This is a genomic window from Sulfitobacter sp. HI0040 (genome assembly GCF_001634885.1).
In the GTDB taxonomy this organism is placed as follows: domain Bacteria; phylum Pseudomonadota; class Alphaproteobacteria; order Rhodobacterales; family Rhodobacteraceae; genus Sulfitobacter.
This window is the reverse complement of sequence record NZ_LWEX01000212.1, coordinates 1-17,234: the sequence shown is the minus strand read 5'-3', so window position 1 is coordinate 17,234 and position 17,234 is coordinate 1. Positions and strand designations below refer to the sequence as shown.

General features: G+C 64.8%; 17 protein-coding genes. 1 reads left to right on the top strand and 16 read right to left on the bottom strand.

All coding sequences use genetic code 11. The annotated features are described in order from the left end of the window. The 16 genes from A3728_RS12290 to A3728_RS12215 form a co-directional block, all read right to left on the bottom strand. On the bottom strand, positions 1-1,099 hold a 1,099-nt coding region (locus A3728_RS12290; RefSeq protein WP_150120769.1), incomplete at its 3' end, for a chloride channel protein. After that, entirely contained in the window at positions 1,096-2,769 is a 1,674-nt protein-coding gene (gene recN / locus A3728_RS12285) for a DNA repair protein RecN (protein WP_067924004.1), read from the bottom strand. The genes A3728_RS12290 and recN, both read right to left, overlap by 4 nt. 40 nt (positions 2,770-2,809) lie before the next feature. After that, entirely contained in the window at positions 2,810-3,643 is an 834-nt protein-coding gene (locus A3728_RS12280; RefSeq protein WP_236628264.1) for an outer membrane protein assembly factor BamD, read from the bottom strand. A 255-nt stretch (positions 3,644-3,898) separates the two neighbouring features. Next, positions 3,899-4,822 carry a UDP-3-O-acyl-N-acetylglucosamine deacetylase gene (gene lpxC, locus A3728_RS12275; protein ID WP_067923999.1) on the bottom strand — a complete coding sequence of 308 codons (924 nt, stop codon included), beginning with the start codon at positions 4,820-4,822 and terminating at the stop codon, positions 3,899-3,901. Between the two features lie 207 nt (positions 4,823-5,029). Next, a complete protein-coding gene (gene ftsZ / locus A3728_RS12270) occupies positions 5,030-6,703 on the bottom strand; it encodes a cell division protein FtsZ (RefSeq protein ID WP_067923996.1) in 1,674 nt (557 codons plus the stop codon). Positions 6,704-6,876: 173 nt separating this feature from the next. Beyond that, positions 6,877-8,211, bottom strand: a complete 1,335-nt coding sequence (ftsA, locus tag A3728_RS12265) for a cell division protein FtsA (RefSeq protein ID WP_201722205.1) — start codon at positions 8,209-8,211, stop codon at positions 6,877-6,879. A 13-nt stretch (positions 8,212-8,224) separates the two neighbouring features. After that, positions 8,225-9,106, bottom strand: a complete 882-nt coding sequence (locus tag A3728_RS12260) for a cell division protein FtsQ/DivIB (RefSeq protein ID WP_067923989.1) — start codon at positions 9,104-9,106, stop codon at positions 8,225-8,227. Next, positions 9,094-9,972 carry a D-alanine--D-alanine ligase gene (locus tag A3728_RS12255; protein ID WP_067923986.1) on the bottom strand — a complete coding sequence of 293 codons (879 nt, stop codon included), beginning with the start codon at positions 9,970-9,972 and terminating at the stop codon, positions 9,094-9,096. Before A3728_RS12255 ends, A3728_RS12260 begins: the two co-directional genes overlap by 13 nt. 103 nt (positions 9,973-10,075) lie before the next feature. Next, the gene (murB, locus tag A3728_RS12250; protein ID WP_067923983.1) at positions 10,076-11,044 is read right to left on the bottom strand and encodes a UDP-N-acetylmuramate dehydrogenase; all 969 of its coding nucleotides are present in this window, start codon (positions 11,042-11,044) and stop codon (positions 10,076-10,078) included. A 40-nt stretch (positions 11,045-11,084) separates the two neighbouring features. Then, a complete protein-coding gene (locus A3728_RS12245; protein ID WP_067923980.1) occupies positions 11,085-11,402 on the bottom strand; it encodes a hypothetical protein in 318 nt (105 codons plus the stop codon). Beyond that, positions 11,399-11,659: a DUF2484 family protein gene (locus A3728_RS12240; RefSeq protein WP_067923977.1), complete on the bottom strand. Its 261-nt coding sequence runs from the start codon at positions 11,657-11,659 to the stop codon at positions 11,399-11,401. The genes A3728_RS12245 and A3728_RS12240 overlap by 4 nt, the downstream gene beginning before the upstream one ends. After that, positions 11,656-11,907 carry a DUF2484 family protein gene (locus tag A3728_RS12235; protein WP_330220275.1) on the bottom strand — a complete coding sequence of 84 codons (252 nt, stop codon included), beginning with the start codon at positions 11,905-11,907 and terminating at the stop codon, positions 11,656-11,658. Before A3728_RS12235 ends, A3728_RS12240 begins: the two co-directional genes overlap by 4 nt. Next, positions 11,904-13,319 (bottom strand): UDP-N-acetylmuramate--L-alanine ligase, encoded by a 1,416-nt coding sequence (gene murC / locus A3728_RS12230; protein ID WP_067923974.1) that lies wholly within the window; start codon positions 13,317-13,319, stop codon positions 11,904-11,906. The genes A3728_RS12235 and murC overlap by 4 nt, the downstream gene beginning before the upstream one ends. Beyond that, complete coding sequence (locus tag A3728_RS12225; protein WP_067923971.1) at positions 13,316-14,416, bottom strand: UDP-N-acetylglucosamine--N-acetylmuramyl-(pentapeptide) pyrophosphoryl-undecaprenol N-acetylglucosamine transferase; 1,101 nt, start codon at positions 14,414-14,416, stop codon at positions 13,316-13,318. The genes murC and A3728_RS12225 overlap by 4 nt, the downstream gene beginning before the upstream one ends. A 40-nt stretch (positions 14,417-14,456) precedes the next feature. After that, positions 14,457-15,626 (bottom strand): putative lipid II flippase FtsW, encoded by a 1,170-nt coding sequence (ftsW, locus tag A3728_RS12220; protein ID WP_067923968.1) that lies wholly within the window; start codon positions 15,624-15,626, stop codon positions 14,457-14,459. Positions 15,627-15,756: 130 nt separating this feature from the next. Continuing rightward, on the bottom strand, positions 15,757-16,284 hold the full coding sequence (locus A3728_RS12215; RefSeq protein WP_067923965.1) for a redoxin domain-containing protein: 528 nt from the start codon (positions 16,282-16,284) through the stop codon (positions 15,757-15,759). Between the two features lie 150 nt (positions 16,285-16,434). Between A3728_RS12215 and A3728_RS12210 the strand changes: the two genes are divergently transcribed. Then, positions 16,435-17,234, top strand: an 800-nt coding sequence (locus A3728_RS12210; protein WP_067924007.1) for an NAD(P)/FAD-dependent oxidoreductase, incomplete at its 3' end; no start/stop codon positions are given.

Here is a 17,234-nt window from a genome sequence, read left to right as displayed (position 1 = left end):
CGATCATCAGCGAGGGCGAAAAGACCCCGCCCCCCATGCGCCCCCCCAGCGTGATGGCCACGGCGGCCACCTTGAACACGGCAAAGATCACCGCCTCGTGAAACAGCAACTGGCCGGTCAGCGCCATGGAAGTGGTTTCATAGCCGACGCCGATGATATGGGGAAACCACAGCGCGATGATCCCCAGCACGCAGCCCGCCACCGCGGGCCGCAGGTAGCGTGGGATGCGGGTCCGGGCCTGCAGGTGATTGCCGAAATCCTCGGCCCAGAAGATGCTGCGCATCAGGGTCACGGCCACCACCCCGCAGGTCAGCCCCAAGAGCAGAAAGGCCGGAAGCTCCACGTAGAATTGCAAATCGCCATAGGTGGGCAGGGTGAATTCCGTCAGCCCCCCGAATTCGAGCCGATTGATCACCGTACCTGCGACGCTGGCGATCACGATGGGCGCGAAGGCGTGAACGGCAAAATGCCTCAGCACCACCTCAAGCGCGAAGAGCGCGCCCGCGATGGGTGCGTTGAAGCTGGCGGAGACCGCGGCGGCCACGGCGCAGCCCAGCAGGTCGCGGCCCGTGATGCCGTCGGCGTTGATCCGGCGGCTCACCCATGTGGCGATCACGGCGGCCAGATGCACGACGGGGCCTTCCCGGCCGGAGGAGCCGCCGGTGCCGAGAGTGATGAGCGAGGCCAGAGCAGACGCAAGGCCCGCGCGTGTCTCCACCCTGCCCTCGTGCATGGCGGCGCCAAGGATCACGTCACTCACGCTGCGGCAGCGGGCGTCCTTGGTGAACTTGTGTAGGATCAGCCCGACAACCAGCCCGCCTACCGTCGGGATGATGACGATCCAGTACCAGCTGAGACCGGTCAGAAAGGTATGCAGCCGCTGCGGGTCTTCCGTGCCGTAGAGCAGCGCCTGAAGCCAGTCGATGCCCTTGCGGAAGAACAGCGCCGCGAAGCCCGCCGCGATACCGATGACAAGCGCGATGAACCAGAAGGTGACCTTGCTCGGCCCTTTCTGCCGGATCACCACCAGCCCTTCCCGCAGACCATCGCGTATATGGGCGATCTGCTGGGACAGGAAACTGGGCTGCGGATCGGTCATTGAGCGGCGTCAATCCTCTCCGACCCCGAAAGGAGGGCCTCTGCCGCCGCGCGGGCGGCATCGGTGATCGTGTCACCCGACAGCATCCGCGCGACTTCGTCGATGCGCTCCGCAGGTGCCAGCGGCACCACGTTCGATGTCGTCATGCCGTCGCTCACGGATTTCTCCACCCGCCAGTGATGCGCACCAAGGGCGGCGACCTGCGGCGAATGGGTCACGACGAGGATTTGACCCCCCGCGGCAAGCGATTGCAGCCTGCGGCCCACGGCATCGGCGGTGGCCCCGCCCACCCCGCGGTCGATCTCGTCAAAGATCAGGGTAAGGCCGTTCTGTTCCCGGGTGAGGCAGACCTTCAATGCCAGCAGGAACCGGCTGAGTTCACCCCCCGAAGCGATCTTGCCCAAGGGGCCCGCCGGGGCCCCGGGGTTCGTCGCCACGGTGAAAGATACGGCATCCTGCCCCTCGGGGCCGGGTGTTTCGGCGGTGATCTGCGTTTCAAAGACCGCGCGGTCCATCTTCAGCGGGGCGAGTTCGGCTGCAACCGCCTTGTCCAGCCGGGAGGCCGCAGCGCGCCGTGCGGCAGCCAGTGTTTCGGCAGCCTTGTCGTAGCTGGCCTGTGCCGCCGCGACCTCGGCTTTCAGTGCCGCTGCCTCGCTTTCGCTGGCGTCCAGCGCATCCAGCCGACCCCGGAGGGTGGCCGCAAAATCCGGCAACTGATCCGCCGGGACATCGTGTTTGCGGGCAAGACCGCGAATGGCAAAGAGCCGCTCTTCGGTCACTTCCAGATCGATCGGGTCGAACGACATGCCGTCGATCGCATCGGCGATGCCGCTCATGGCTTCGTCCAGCTCCACCATGGCGCGGCCCAGTGCCGCCATCGGCGCTTCGAGCGCGCCTTCGGCCTTATGCGCCACACCGTCGAGCCAGCGCAGCGCGTCGCCCATCGCGGCCTCCGCCCCGTTCTGGCCCATCAGTTCATAGGCATGGGCGACGTCGGAACGGATCTTCTCCGCCCCCTGCATCAGGCGGCGGCGGGTGTCCAGCGCCTCTTCCTCACCCGGTTGCGGATCGAGCTTGTCCAGTTCCGCCACCGCATGGCGCAGGTATTCCTCTTCCGCGCGGATCGCCTCCCGCGCAGCGGTCGCCTCTTCCTGCCTGCGCCGGGCAGCACCCAGGTTTGACCAAGCGGCGCGCGTTTCGTCCAGCAGGGTCCTGTTGCCCGCGAAATCATCGAGAATGGCGCGGTGGCCCCGGGGGTTCAGCAGCCCCCGATCATCGTGCTGGCCATGCAGTTCCACCAGCGTTTCCGACAGCGCGCGCAGCACTTCGCCCGATGCGCGGCGGTCGTTGACCCAGGCGGTCTTGCGCCCGTCGCCGCTGTTGACCCGCCGCAGGATCAGTTCGTCTCCCCCCGGCAGCCCGGCTTCTTCCAGAACGGCATGGGCGGCGTGATCCGGCGGCAGGTCGAACCAGGCGGTGACCTCCCCCTGCGCGGCGCCCTGCCGCACCAGATCGGCCCGCCCCCGCCAGCCCAGCACGAAGCCGAGAGAATCCAGCAGGATGGATTTGCCCGCGCCCGTCTCGCCGGTCAGCACGTTCAGGCCCGGCTCGAAGCGCAGCTCCAGCCGGCTGATGATCAGCATGTCCGAAATGTCTAGACCGCGCAGCATACAAGCCTTCCGTGGGTCCGTCGCATCGCCGACCCTACCGTTACAACCACTCGCCCTTGATGGTCTGGCGATAGATCGCGCTCAGCCAGTTGTCCCCGATGGAGGTCAGCGTCAGCCCCCGGCCCGTCAGCAAACGGTAGCTGTCCTCATACCATTCGGTGGAGCGGTAGTTATGCCCCAGAATGGCGCCCGCCGTCTGCGCTTCGGCCGTGAGGCCGAGGCTGAGGTAGGATTCCACCAGCCGGTGCAGGGCCTCTGCGGTATGGGTGGTGGTCTGGAATTCCTCCACCACCACGCGGAACCGGTTGATGGCGGCGGGGAAATGGTCACGCCGCAGGTAATAGCGCCCGATCTCCATCTCCTTCGCCGCCAGATGGTCGAAGGCGAGGTCGAACTTCAGGATGGCCGAGCGGGCATAGTCGCTGTCGGGATAATTCTCGATCACGGCGCGCAGGGCCTGAAGGGCCTGAAAGGTGAGCCCCTGATCCCGCCCGACTTCGTCGATCTGGTCATAATAGCTGAGCGCGAGGAGATATTGCGCATAGGCCGCGTCGTCGTCATCGGGAAAGAAGTCGATGAACCGCTGGGCCGCGGAGCGGCTGTTGGGATAGTCCTGATCCTGATGATAGGCAAAGGCCTGCATGATCAGCGCGCGCTTGGCCCATTCCGAATAGGGATAGATCCGCTCGATCTCGGCGAAATAGAAGGCGGCCTCATCCGGCTGGCGGCGTTGCAGTTCGAACTCCCCCCGTTCGAAAATCTGTTCCGCGGTATAGGTCTCCAGCGGGATTTCCTGTGGGTTGAAAAAGCTGTTGGTTGTCCGGCCCGCGTCCCGACCGCCGCAAGCGACAAGCAGGGCCAGCATGGCGGTCATACCCACCGTTCTCATCCGCATACTGCCCCCGGCTTTGCCCATACCCATCCTGCGGTTCATCGAATTATTCATCCCGTGCCAAGTTGGGTGCTGACTAGCACATAAGTTAATGGTGCAAAACGCCTATCCGATATCAAAGCGGCAGGTCGCGGGGGCGACCTGCGCCACGTTCTACATCGGGGAAAGTCTATCCCGGGCGATCGCGGCCCGCAATATCAGGGGGCCATCACCGGGCCGATCCCGCAGCGCCCGGATTCAGGCAACTTGTGGGATTTCGCCCCAGGCAAGGCCGAAGCCCGGCAGGCGGGAGGCCATTTCCGCATCGCAGGTGACCATGCGGATCGCCCCGGGCGTCGCGAAGACCTTGCGCAGCAACGTGTTGGTCATCGAATGGCCCGCGCGGGTACCGGTGTAATGACCGATCAGCGGCGCCCCGGCGAGCGCGAGGTCACCCAGCGCATCCAGCATCTTGTGACGCACAGGTTCGTCCACGTGGCGCAGACCGCCGGGGCTGACCACCTTGTCGCCATCGAAGACCACGGCGTTTTCACCGGCATTCCCGCCAAGGGCGAGGCCATTGGCCTGCATCGCCACCACATCGGCCTGACGGCAGAATGTGCGGCTGTCGCAAAGTTCACGGGCGAAGGAGCCATTGTTCATCACGAGCGATTTGCGCTGCCGCCCGATGGCCGCATCGACGAAGTCGATCTCGAAATCGATGCGCATCACGTCGGAGGGCGCCAGCGTCGCGGTCGCGTCGCCTTCGCTGACGGAAACAGTCTTGAGCATCTCGAACGCGCGCACCGGCGCATCGAGATGGCGGATGCCGCGCTGCATGATGCCCCGCACGAAGGGCGCGGAGGAACCATCGAGGATCGGAACCTCGGGGCCGTCAATTTCGATCATGGCGTTGTGTACACCACAGCCCGCCAGAGCGGCCATCAGATGCTCCACGGTGGAGACCGACAGACCCTTGCCATTTTCCAGCTTGGTGCAGAGCGGCGAACGGTTGACCGCATCCCAGCGCGCGGGCACCAGCCTGTCGCCCACGGCGATATCGGAACGCGAGAACCAGATGCCCTGATAGGCACCCGCAGGGCGAATCGTCACCGTCGCGGGCAGGCCCGAATGCAGGCCGATGCCAGCAAAGCTGATGGGTGATTTGATCGTCGTCTGCACGGTTACTTCCTCAGTCTTTCACAGATCACTGTCTGGGTTGGTAGAGAGGTAAGTCGCCCCAGCCGATACCGCAATTCAACCTTTGCAACCGAATGAAACATCGGTGAAACAATATCGCGCAAGCGGGGGAACCCTGCGCCAAGAGGTTGTTTTGCAAAGAAAAAGGGCCGCCAAAGGCGACCCTTTCGTTGAATTTTCGTTACCGGTTCAGTTGGCTTGACGGCGCAGGAAGGCGGGAATTTCGATCCGTTCCTGATCTTCGTCATGGCTTTCCTGCGGCTTCGGGGCCGCCGCGGCGGAGCGCTGCTGAACCGGGGGCTGCTGGCGCTGGGGCCGCTGTGCAGCCTCCCCTTCGCCGTGGCCGGTCATGCGGTTGATCAGCGAATTGATCCCGAAACGCCCCTGACGATCCGCGCCGGATTGCTGCGATGCGGCAGCGCGATGCTGCGCCTGCTGCTGCTGGCGGGACTGCGCCTCGGGTGCTGCGCGCTGTGCCGCTTCGCGCAGACGGGCCAGTGCCTCGGGCGAAGGTGTGCCGGGCGCGCGGGGTGCGACGTATTCTTCCACCTGCTCGGCCTCGATCTCTTCGTGGCGCGGCTCGAACTCCGCGACCTGCGGGCGATAGGCGGGCGGGGGCAGATCGTCGTTCCGTGCAGGCTCATCCGAGGCAAAGATATCCTCGGCCAGGTCTTCGGCCGCAGCCTCCTGCGGGTCGAGGTCTTCGAACAGGGTTTCCTGTTGTCTCTGTTGCGGCTGGTAATGCTGCTGCTGTTGTTGCTGCGGCTGCTGCTGGCGCGCTGCGACGACGGGCTGCGGCTCGGGCGCCTGCTCCTGCGCGGGGGCTTCGTTGCTGACCTGCTGCTTCAGCGGCTGTTTCATGGAACGGCGCGGCACCGGCATCTCGGTGTTCACATCGGTGGCGTCGATTCCGGTGGCGACAACGCTGACGCGCATGGTGCCGCCCATATCGGTATCGAGGGTGGAGCCCACGATGATGTTCGCTTCGGGGTCGACTTCTTCGCGGATGCGGTTGGCGGCTTCGTCGAGTTCGAACAGGGTAAGGTCGTGCCCGCCCGTGATGTTGATGAGAACACCCTTAGCACCCTTGAGGCTGATTTCGTCCAACAGCGGGTTGGCGATGGCTTTTTCCGCCGCCTGAATGGCGCGATCTTCGCCTTCGGCCTCGCCGGTGCCCATCATGGCCTTGCCCATCTCGTCCATCACGGCGCGGACATCGGCAAAGTCGAGGTTGATGAGACCGGGCCGGACCATCAGGTCGGTCACGCCCTTCACGCCCTGATAGAGCACATCATCGGCGAGCGAGAAGGCTTCGGTGAAGGTGGTTTTTTCGTTGGCGAGCCGGAAGAGGTTCTGGTTCGGGATAATGATGAGCGTATCGACGACCTTCTGCAGCGCTTCCACGCCGTCCTCGGCCTGACGCATCCGCTTGGCACCTTCGAACTGGAAGGGCTTGGTCACGACGCCGACGGTCAGAACGCCCAGCTCACGCGCGGCCTGCGCGATGATGGGGGCCGCACCCGTGCCGGTGCCCCCGCCCATGCCCGCGGTGATGAAGCACATATGCGCGCCGGCAAGGTGATCGACGATCTGTTCGATGCTCTCTTCGGCGGCGGCGGCACCGACCGTGGCACGGGCGCCAGCGCCCAGCCCTTCGGTCACCTTGATGCCCAGTTGAACGCGATTGTCGGCGCGGGCCTGCTGAAGCGCCTGTGCGTCCGTGTTCGCGACCACGAAGTCTACACCGTCAAGCTGCTTCTCGATCATGTTGTTGACCGCGTTGCCGCCTGCCCCGCCGACACCGAAGACGGTGATACGGGGTTTCAGATCGTCCTGTCCGGGCATCGAAAGGTTGAGTGTCATGTGCTGTCCGCCTGTTTTGTTCGCCCGCTACCTGCGAGATTTTCTTCCCAAATTTACCTGATCTTATCCTTATGTTGCCCTTTCGTCACGCGGAAATCGACAATTTACCGCAATATATGGGCAAGTTTTTGCCGGTTTTTCCCCGATTTTGGCGTTTGTACATCATATAGCGTCTACCAGTTGTCCCTGAACCACTTGACCGCCCTCTTGAGCGACCGCGACGGATAGCTATCCGCAGGGATATCGAAGTCCCACCATTCATCCTGAGGATGTGCCGCAAAGAGCGCGAGGCCCACAGCCGAAGCAAAGCCCGGCCCGGTCGCGGCCTGCGGCAACCCGTGCACCCGCAGCGGGCGGCCCAAGCGGACCTGCTGGCCCAGTATCTTGCTGGCAAGCCCGTCGAGGCCCGGTATCTGGCTGCCGCCACCCGTCAGCACGATCTGCTGGCTGGGCAGGTGATCGAAGCCCGCGGCGTCGAGCCGGGCGCGCACCTCTTCGAGGATTTCCTCCACCCTGGGGCGCATGATGCCGATCAGCTCGGCCCGGCTGGCGGTGCGGCGGTCGTGTTCGTAATCGCCCGTGTCGCCGCCGATCTCGATCATCTCCCGGTCGTCCATGCCGGTGGCGTGCACGCCGCCGTAAAAGGTCTTGATCCGTTCGGCATTGGCCGTGGGCACCTGCAACCCCATGGAGATGTCGCTGGTGATGTGATCCCCGCCCATGCGCACGCAATCGGCAAAGATCATGTGTTTCTTGATGAAGATCGACACCCCGGTGGAGCCACCGCCCAGATCGATACAGGCCGCACCCAGTTCCTGTTCGTCTTCGACAAGCGCCGAGATGCCGGAGGTATAGGAAGACGAGGCGATGCCGGCGAGTTCGAGATCGCAGCGCTTGATACAATGGGCGAGGTGCTGCACCGCTGCGGCGTCCACCGTCAGCATGTGCATGTCCACGGACAGCCGGTTACCGATCTGGCCCCGCGGATCGACAAGGCCGGAGCGGTGATCGAGCGCGAAGTTGATGGGCTGGGCATGCATGACCTCACGGCCTTCGCCGTATTCGGGCACATCGCAGCCGGCCAGAACGCGGGCCACGTCCTGCTCTGCGACCATCTGCCCGTCGAGTTCAAGCTCCGCATCCAGCCCGTAGCTGCGCGGTGCGCCGCCGGAGAAACAGGCGATGACGTGATCGACGCGAATACCCGCCATCTTCTGGGCTGCCTGCAACGCGGTGCGTATCGCGCGCTCGGTCTCTCCCATGGCGCTGATTTCGCCGAAGCGCACACCGCGCGACCGGGTCGTTGCGGCACCGATCACCCGGAAACCGGATTGCCCGGCCAATGAGCCGATCTCGCCCTCCTCTCCCAGCGGTCCGTTGCCGTCGAACCGCAGGATGAGGCAGGCGATCTTCGAACTACCGACATCGAGGATAGCGACGACCCCGCGCTGCATCGCGAGCTTGCGCATGTGACGCATCGATCGTTGTGTGTCGTATAGATCCATCATTGCTGCCCTAAAATTACTGCCCTGAGTACTGTTTTACGTGCCACCATTCCTCGGTGGCATTCTTGTTCATTCTGATGGTGGGCCGAGCGGCGATCCGCATGTCCACCTGCACCACGTCCCGTGAGAGGACGTCCTGCGCGCCCTCCAGCGCGATCACGCGCTCCAGCGCCTGTACCGCGCCGGTTTCGGGAAGCAGGATGCGCTGGTCCCGATCCAGCACGACATCCCAGCGCCGTTCGCCCATGCGCACCAACCCCCGCAGCCGCGACCCCAGCGGAGCGGCCGCCCGCACCAGATCGAGCGCTTCGGTCACATGGTCCGTCGCCCCCTCGCCCGCGATGAGCGGCAGGTCCGCACGGTCGCCCCGCGCGGGTGCGGCACGGACGGCGGCCCCGGTCGCATCGACCAGTGTCAGCGCGGTTTCGCTGCGCCAGAGCGCGACGGGCACGCGCGGCACAACGTCCACCTGCAGCAGACCGCCCGGGCGGATGCGCACGCTGGCCTGCTGGATACCCGGCAGATCGGAAATGCGCGACCGGACCTCCGCCAGGTCGAGGTCGAAGGAACTGAGCGGGAAATCGAGGGGCACGGTTTCGCGGATCTGTGCCGAAAGCTCCTTGCTGGCACCGTCGATGGCCATGAGCTTGACCATGAACTCGGGCCGTTCCTCAATGCTACGGCGTACCTCCGCCACCTTTTCGCCGATCGCGGTGCGCCGCTCTTCGTCCGACAGGTAGATCGTGCCCGCGATCAGGGTGAGCGCGAAGGGCAGCCCCACCCGCAGGCCAAACCGGAAACCGGGCGTCAGCATCAGGCGTTGCATGCGCCACGCCCAGCGGGAGGGCGCGGGGTCCAGCCGGGACCGGGGCGGGCGGCGCAGGTTCACCTCGAACATGACGCATCCTCCACCATCCAGGCGCAAAGCTCTGCAAATGAGATGCCGCAGGCTTTCGCCTGCTCCGGTGACAGCGACGTATCAGTCATGCCGGGCTGGGTATTCGTTTCCAGCAGGACAAGCCCGTCGGCACCGCGGCTTTCGTCCCACCGAAAATCCGTGCGGCTCACGCCGCGACAGCCCAAGGCGCGATGGGCGCGCAGGGCATAGTCGAGGCAGAGATCGGTGATTTCCTGCGGGATCTCCGCTGGCACCACGTGGCGCGACCCGCCGGGCTTGTACTTGGCGTCGTAGTCGTACCAGCCATCGGTGATGATGTCCGTCACCGTCAGCGCCCGGTCGCCCATGACGGTGGTGGTCAACTCGCGCCCGGGCGCGAAGGCTTCGACCATGACCATGTCCGGCATATCATCGGAAAGCTGGGGCGGGCTGTTAGCGCCATCGCCGACCAGATAGACGCCGACGCTGGACCCTTCCGCGTTCGGCTTCACCACGTAGGGGGGCGGCATCACATGTTCCGCGCGCACCGTATCGCGGGGGCAGAGCTTGCTTTCCACGATCGGCAGACCGATGGCGCGGTAGACATCCTTGCTGCGCTGCTTGTCCATCGCAAGGGCCGAAGCGAGTACCCCGGAATGGGTATAGGGGATTTGCAGCCACTCCAGCAGGCCCTGAACGCAGCCATCCTCTCCCCAGCGGCCATGCAGGCTGTTGAAGACCACGTCGGGGGAAAGCTCGGTCAGTCGCGCGCAGAGATCCGGCCCGGCATCAACCTCGATGACCTCGAAATTCCCTTCGCGTAGCGCTGCGGCGCAGGCGCGACCGCTGGATAGGGAGACTTCGCGTTCAACCGAAGGCCCTCCCATCAATACTGCGACTACAGGGGCTGTCCTGCTCGACGTACCCACCTAAGTGCCTCATGTTTTGAGCCTTTTCGGCTCTCTTGGTATTATTATGCCTAATTAAGGCCTATCCGGCTGCATCGGAACCTGTGCGTTCTTCACCGATGCGCATGATTTCCCATTCTAGACTGATGCCGCTGGAAGCGTAAACCTTTTTTCGTATATCTTCACCTAATCCTTCGAGATCAGCTGCCGTAGCGTCACCCGTGTTGATCAGGAAGTTCGGGTGCTTCGGACTCATCTGCGCTCCCCCCCGTCGCGCGCCTCGCAGGCCCGCCTCATCGATCACCTTCCACGCCTTCAGATCGTGTATATCGCCTTCCTGACCGGTGCTCGAAAAGCCCGCCGGGTTGCGGAAGGTGCTGCCCGCGCTGCGGTCCTTGGTGGGTTGCGTTTCGTCCCGGCGGCGCAACTGATCTTCCATCTTGGCGTGCAATGTCGCGGGGTCGCCAGCAGGCGGGGCAAAGACCGCCTGCGTGATGACCATACCCGCCGGTAAATCGGTCTGGCGGTAGCGGAAATTGAGGTCGGAGGCGGTCAGCGTGACGATCCGGCCCTGCCGGTCCACCGCGCGCGCCTCGACGAAATGATCCGCTGTATAGGTGCCATAGCAGCCCGCGTTCATCCGCACCGCGCCGCCGATGCTGCCCGGGATGGTCCGCAGGAACGTCAGGTCCCGCCCCTCGTCCGCCGCCTTGCGCGCCACATGCGCGTCGAGTGCTGCGGCCCCCGCCGTCACCCGGCCCGACGCGCTGTCGACAGAGATGTCGTTGAATCCACGACCGAGCCGGATCACCACCGCGCGTAATCCGCCGTCCCGCACGATGAGGTTACTGCCAACCCCCATGGGAAAGACCTGCACCGCCGGATCCAGCGCCGCCAAAAAGCTGCTCAGGTCCTCTTCGTCCGCGGGCTGGAAAAAGGCGTCCGCCGGCCCTCCCACGCGCAACCATGTCAGGGCATCGAGCGGGCGGTCATAGGTCAGCTTTCCCCGGGGGGCCGGAAGAGCGCCAAGAGTGGTGTCGGATGATGTCATGCCAATCGCCTAGCTTCATTGCGCAGGGCGGTCAAACCCTTCACTCCACCTTCGGCACCTGCCCGCCCGGTGTGTCTTCATCCACCCGGGTGGCGATGAAACGCCGCCGCACCCGCCCGATCAGCCAGCCGGATCCGAAAGATACCACCGCGTAGAGGACGAGCGACGCCTGCGCCATCAGCGCATGGGGCGAAAGCGGGTCGGCCTGCAGCCCCACCACCATCCAAAGCGCATTGGCGGCGAGCCCCGCGAGGGTCACCGCGACAAAGACGAGGGGCCGCATTCGGTAGCCCGCCCATGCGCAGATCGCGAGCCCCGCGAGGAGCAGCGCGACGGCCAGCCAGACGCCCGCTGTCATTCCAGCCTGCCGCGCCGCAGGCTACGGCCCAGATAACGGCCCAGATGGACGACGGGCCAGCGCAGGATGGAGCAACCGGCGGCCAGCACCAGCACCCCGGCCAGAGGACCGTGCTGCGCGGTGACATAGCCTACAAGCGGAATGCCCACCGCGACCAGCCCGTATGCGCTGCGCCAGTGGTTGTCCGAACTCGGCGTCATGGCCACGACATTGGCGATGACGGCCCAGAAACAAGCAAGAATGAGAGAGGTGCTCATCGCGGGACCTCCGGCGTCTTTCCGCAGAGCCGCACCCAGAAAAACCGAAGCGGATTACGGTACATCGAAACGAAAGCCAGCGATGCGAGCAGGGCGACCACCCAGCCGAAGCGAAGCCCCAACAGCAGGATCAGGACAGGTGCCGCCAACAGCAGGATCACCCCCGGCAGGTATTGGCGCTTCATGGGAAGCATCGCCACCACCGCCGAGGCCAGAACCCAAAGGCTGCACCAGACGACCAGTATCACGCGGCCGCGCCCTTCGCCGCCTCAAGCCGTTCGGGCAGGCCGTTGGCCCATGTGCTGATGGAACCGGCCCCAAGGCAGACGACGATATCGCCCGGACGGGCCTGTTCACGTACCAGTCTCACAAGGTCCTGTTCATCCACGACGGTGCGCACATGGCGGTGCCCATGACGGATGAGCCCGGCCACGAGGCTGTCGCGATCCGCCCCCTCGATGGGGTCCTCGCCGGCGGCGAAAACCTCGGCAATGCCCACCACGTCGGCATCGTTGAAACAGCCGCAGAAGTCGTCGAACAGGTTGTGCAGGCGCGAATAGCGATGCGGCTGATGCACGGCGATGACCCGGCCCTCAGACGCCTGACGCGCGGCCTTGAGCACAGCGGCAATCTCCACCGGGTGGTGGCCATAGTCGTCGATGATGGTCACGCCGTCCACTTCGCCCACGCGGGTGAAGCGGCGGTTCACACCGCCGAAGGCGGCGAGCGCGGCGCGAATCTCCTCCGCCTTCATGCCGAGGTGCCGGCCCACGGCGACCGCCGCCAAAGCGTTGCTGACGTTATGGTCGCCGGGCATGGGCAGGCTGCAATCGCTGATCACGATGTCCTCGGTCTGAAGCGCGATGTCGAACCGGGCAATGCCACCTTCGTAGCGCAGGTTCTGCGCCCGCACATCGGCCTGCGCATTGAAGCCATAGGTCATGACACGACGGTCGGAAATCCGCCCGACGAGGTTCTGAACCTCCTGATGGTCAGTGCAGCAGACCGCCAGACCGTAGAAGGGAATGTTGCTTACGAATTCCAGGAATCCGCGACGCAGCGCATCGAAATCGCCCCAGTGCTCCATATGCTCGGGGTCGATGTTGGTGACGACGGCGATGGTTGCCGGCAGCCGGTTGAAGCTGCCGTCGCTTTCATCCGCCTCGACCACCATCCATTCGCCCTGTCCCATGCGGGCGTTGGACCCGTAGGCATGGATGATGCCGCCGTTGATCACGGTGGGATCGATCCCGCCCGCCACCAGCAATTCGGCGACCAGCGTGGTCGTGGTCGTCTTCCCATGGGTGCCTGCGACCGCGATGTTTGATTTGAGGCGCATCAGTTCCGCCAACATGTCGGCGCGCCGCACGATCGGAAGCCCCGCGCCGCGGGCCGCATCCAGCTCCGCGTTGCCCGGCTTGATGGCGGAAGAAATCACGACGACCTGCGCGCCCTTGATGTTCTCGGCGGCCTGCCCGATGAAAATCCGCGCACCCAGTTCGCCCAGCCGGTCGGTCAGCTTGCTGGCTTTCACGTCGGACCCCTGTACGGAATATCCGTGGTTCAAAAGCACCTCGGCGATACCGGACATGCCGATCCCCCCGATGCCAACGAAATGGATGGCCCCCACATCGGTGGGCAGTTTGGTGGCTGCATTCATCTTCCGGTTCCTTTTTGGGCGATTTCCTCGACCATGCCGGCCAGTCGTTCGGCCGCGTCAGGCATGCCGACGGAGAGGGCCGCGCGCGACATCTGCATGGCCCGGTCCGGATCGGTGAGGATGGTTTCGATATGTCCCGTGACCGCTTCGGGGGTGATGCCCGCCTCCGGGATCTCGATGGCGGCCCCCGCCTCCACCAGCCCGCGCGCATTGGCGCTCTGATGGTCCGCCGTTGCGGCGGCAAAGGGGATCAGGATGGCGGGGCGGCCGATGACCGACAGGTCCGCCACGCTGGAGGCGCCTGCCCGGCTGATCACGAGCTGAGCTTCGGACATGCGGCGCGGCAGGTCGTCAAAGAAGGGCTGCACCTCGGCGTTGACGCCGGACTCGGCGTAATAGGCCGCTACGCGCTCGCCGTCCTCGTCCCGCGCCTGATGGCTAACACGCAGGTTGCGCAGCGTGTCGAGCGGCAGGGCGGCGATGGCGGGCGGCACAACGTCGCTGAGGATCCGCGCGCCCTGCGATCCACCCATGACGAGCACTTCCATTGGGTAGTCGCCCGGCGGAATATATCCCGCCCCGGCCCGTTCCAGCACACTTGCGCGCACGGGATTGCCCACGTGGATACCTTCGATCCCGTCGGGCAGAACCGTGGGCCAAGTGCCGCAGGCAATCGCATGAACGCGCCGCGCGAAGAGCGCATTGACCCGGCCCAGCACGCCATTCTGTTCATGTATGAGGCGCGGAAGCCGGAGCAGCGTGGCGGCGGCGAGCGCGGGAATGCTGGGATAGCCGCCAAACCCCACCACAGCGGCAGGCTTGTCGCGCATCATCCCGGCAAGCGCCCCGGCGGTTCCGGCCCCGATGCGGAGAGGCGCCGCGGCCCGCGCGACCAGCCCGCCCCGCGCAAAGGTTGCGGATGCGATCTGCCGTATGTCCACCGCATCGGGGAAGTTGCCGGTATAGCGGGCGCCCCGGGCGTCCGTGCTCAGTTCGACCCGCCAGCCACGGGCCAGCATGGTCTCCGCCAGCGCCTGGGCGGGGAACATATGCCCGCCCGTACCGCCGGCGGCAATGATCAACAGTGGTGCGGTCACCCGATTCTCCGTTGCACGCGTTTCAAGCGCATCGGCGCGGTCATCCGATGCGCCCGCGCCCCAGTATGTCCGATATGCCGCCCTGCGGACGGTTTCGCGTGAACGCCAGCAGCATACCGACCGCGATGCCCGAGGCAATCACCGATGATCCCCCATAGCTGACGAACGGCAGGGTCATGCCCTTCGCAGGCAAAAGCCGCACCGCAACACCCATGTTGATCATCGCCTGAACGCCGAACATGCAGGCCAGCCCCGTTCCGGCAAGCCGGATAAAGGGATCACGCTCGCGCACCAGCCGCATGAGCGAGCGCACGACCACGACCGTATAGAGCGCGATGATACAGAGCACCAGCACAAGCCCATATTCCTCTGCCGCGACGGCGATGATGAAATCGGTATGCGCATCCGGCAGCGACCACTTCACCTCACCCTCGCCCACGCCAACGCCGAAAAGCCCGCCTTCGCGGATCGCGTTGGTGGCATAGCCAAGCTGGGTGGTCGGGTCGATCTCGACACTCAGGAAGCCATCAATCCGGCGCGCGAAATGCTCGGAATTGGAATAGGCCACCGTTCCCGCGACCACGACCATTCCCGCCATCCCGACGAGCAGGACCATGGGCGCACCGGCGACGAAATACATCACGCCCCAGCCGAACAGCACCAAACAGGCCTGCCCGAAGTCCGGTTGCAGGGCCAGCATCAGCACGATGGCGATGCAGAGCGCGAAGGACCATGTCTTCCCCGGGGGGCCATTGATCTCGAGCGAGGCGGCCATCATCCAGGCCGCCACCACCACGAATCCGGGCTTGAGGAACTCCGAGGGCTGGAAGCTGGCGAAGCCCAGCGAATACCAGCGCACCGCCCCCTTGCCGAAATCCGTCCCGAAGAACGGCAGCAGTGCCAGCGCCACGAAGGAAGCGATGAACCCGATGATGGCGAGCCGCCGCACAAGGCGCGGCGACATCATCGAGGTGAGGATCATCGCGACGACCGCGACACCCCCGAAGAACGCCTGCCGTTCGACATAGTGGAAGGGGGCGAAGCCGTTCTTGGCCGCCAGCGGCGGCGAGGCTGCGAGCCCCAGAAGCATGCCGATCGCGAACAGCATGAGGATGCAGGACATGCCCCATTTGTCGATCGTACGCCACCATTTAGGGAGAATTGGCTCGGCTTCCCTTAGGGGAACCGCGCCATATACCATTTCTGTCATGGTTATGCCGCCTTACACTGCCTCGATGTCCCCTTGGGGAATGCCCCTTTGCGGGATCTGCGAAACAGTCTAGCGCGGAACGGTGAATCGCACCAGCCCGTTTCGGGCTGGTGCGCATTCTTGCAACAGGTCAGGCGGCCTTGCGCGTGCCACGGACCGGATAGTCCTTTTCGCGAATGAACTTCAGCCCATTGGCCAGTTGTTCAAGGTCCGGGCGGCAGAAGGGGGCGTTGGATACATCGACGATCTGAACGTTGCCTTCGCCGTTCACCACGAAGACTGCCGGTTCGGCGAAGGGCCGGTCGGTTTCCTGCGGGCTGCGGGGGTCGGAGATGTACAAACCAAGCTCCGACATCTGCTCAAGGGTCAGCCCATAGGCCATCGGCACAGTGAGCTCCTGCTCCTCGGCCATCTGCTTGGCCCGATCCTCGGGGTCGCCGGAGACGGCGATGATATCAACGCCGGAATCATAGAACTTGTCCTGCAACCCTTCGAGTTGCTTTAGGTATTTCTTGCAGATCGGGCAGTGCAGACCGCGGTAGACCACGACCATCTGCCAGTCACGCCCGTTCTGCGGCGTGCCGAGCGTCATTTCACCCCCGCCCAGTTTGTTCACGGTAACCTTCGGAAAGGATTCGGCGGCTTTCAACATTGTCATTATCAAGCTCCTTTTGGAATTTCTCGTTCCCGGCCCAACGCGAGAGCCTCCGCCCCGTTCCTTCACAACACTGCAAGCAAGGCCGCCATGCGCCGCGTGCAGGGCTCTGCCCGCCTTGACCGGCACCGACAAACCGGGCAGAGCCGCGCCATGCATTACGACACCGCGATCATCGGCGCAGGCGCCGCAGGGATGATGTGCGCCGCCCATGCGGGGGGCCGCGTGCTGGTGGTAGATCATGCCCGCGCCCCGGGCGAAAAGATCCGCATCTCGGGCGGGGGTCGGTGCAATTTCACCAACCTGCATTGCACGCCGGAGGCCTTCATCAGCGCAAACCCCCATTTCGCCAAGTCCGCCTTGGCCCGTTATACCCAGTGGGATTTCATCGACCTTGTGGACCGCTACGGCATCGCCTGGCACGAAAAGACGCTGGGCCAGCTTTTCTGCGACGGGTCGGCAAAGCAGATCGTCGCCATGTTGCGGGGCATGATGCAACAGGCGGGGGCAGATCTGCGCCTTGGCGCCACGGCATCCGGTTTCGCGAAGCAGGATGGATGCTTCAACTTCTCCCTGCAAGATGCTGATGGGAATAGTGAAATAACCGCTGACAGGCTCGTGGTCGCCACCGGGGGCAAATCCATCCCCAAGATGGGGGCGACGGGCCTTGCCTATGATATCGCGGCGCGCTTCGGCCTCGCCGTGACGCCGACCCGCGCGGGCCTCGTGCCCTTCACCTTCACCGACGGGCGTTTCGCGCCGCTCTCGGGCGTGGCCCTGCCCGCCCGGGCCATGGCGAACGGCACCGCCTTTGACGAAGCGATCCTTTTCACCCATCGCGGCCTTTCCGGCCCCGCTTCCCTGCAGATCTCCTCCTACTGGGAAGAGGGTGACGCGCTATCGCTCGATCTCGACCCCGCGGGGACCCTGCTGGAGGCGCTGCGGACGCAGCG

Bases quoted from the DNA above. Each gene is read 5' to 3' on its own strand.
- murB (WP_067923983.1), bottom strand. From the start codon at position 11,044: ATGACATCATCCGACACCACTCTTGGCGCTCTTCCGGCCCCCCGGGGA.
- recN (WP_067924004.1), bottom strand. From the start codon at position 2,769: ATGCTGCGCGGTCTAGACATTTCGGACATGCTGATCATCAGCCGGCTG.
- A3728_RS12255 (WP_067923986.1), bottom strand. From the start codon at position 9,972: ATGGGAGGGCCTTCGGTTGAACGCGAAGTCTCCCTATCCAGCGGTCGC.
- A3728_RS12215 (WP_067923965.1), bottom strand. From the start codon at position 16,284: ATGACAATGTTGAAAGCCGCCGAATCCTTTCCGAAGGTTACCGTGAAC.
- murC (WP_067923974.1), bottom strand. From the start codon at position 13,319: ATGAATGCAGCCACCAAACTGCCCACCGATGTGGGGGCCATCCATTTC.
- ftsW (WP_067923968.1), bottom strand. From the start codon at position 15,626: ATGACAGAAATGGTATATGGCGCGGTTCCCCTAAGGGAAGCCGAGCCA.
- A3728_RS12245 (WP_067923980.1), bottom strand. From the start codon at position 11,402: ATGACAGCGGGCGTCTGGCTGGCCGTCGCGCTGCTCCTCGCGGGGCTC.
- ftsZ (WP_067923996.1), bottom strand. From the start codon at position 6,703: ATGACACTCAACCTTTCGATGCCCGGACAGGACGATCTGAAACCCCGT.
- A3728_RS12260 (WP_067923989.1), bottom strand. From the start codon at position 9,106: ATGTTCGAGGTGAACCTGCGCCGCCCGCCCCGGTCCCGGCTGGACCCC.
- ftsA (WP_201722205.1), bottom strand. From the start codon at position 8,211: ATGATGGATCTATACGACACACAACGATCGATGCGTCACATGCGCAAG.
- A3728_RS12240 (WP_067923977.1), bottom strand. From the start codon at position 11,659: ATGAGCACCTCTCTCATTCTTGCTTGTTTCTGGGCCGTCATCGCCAAT.
- A3728_RS12280 (WP_236628264.1), bottom strand. From the start codon at position 3,643: ATGACCGCCATGCTGGCCCTGCTTGTCGCTTGCGGCGGTCGGGACGCG.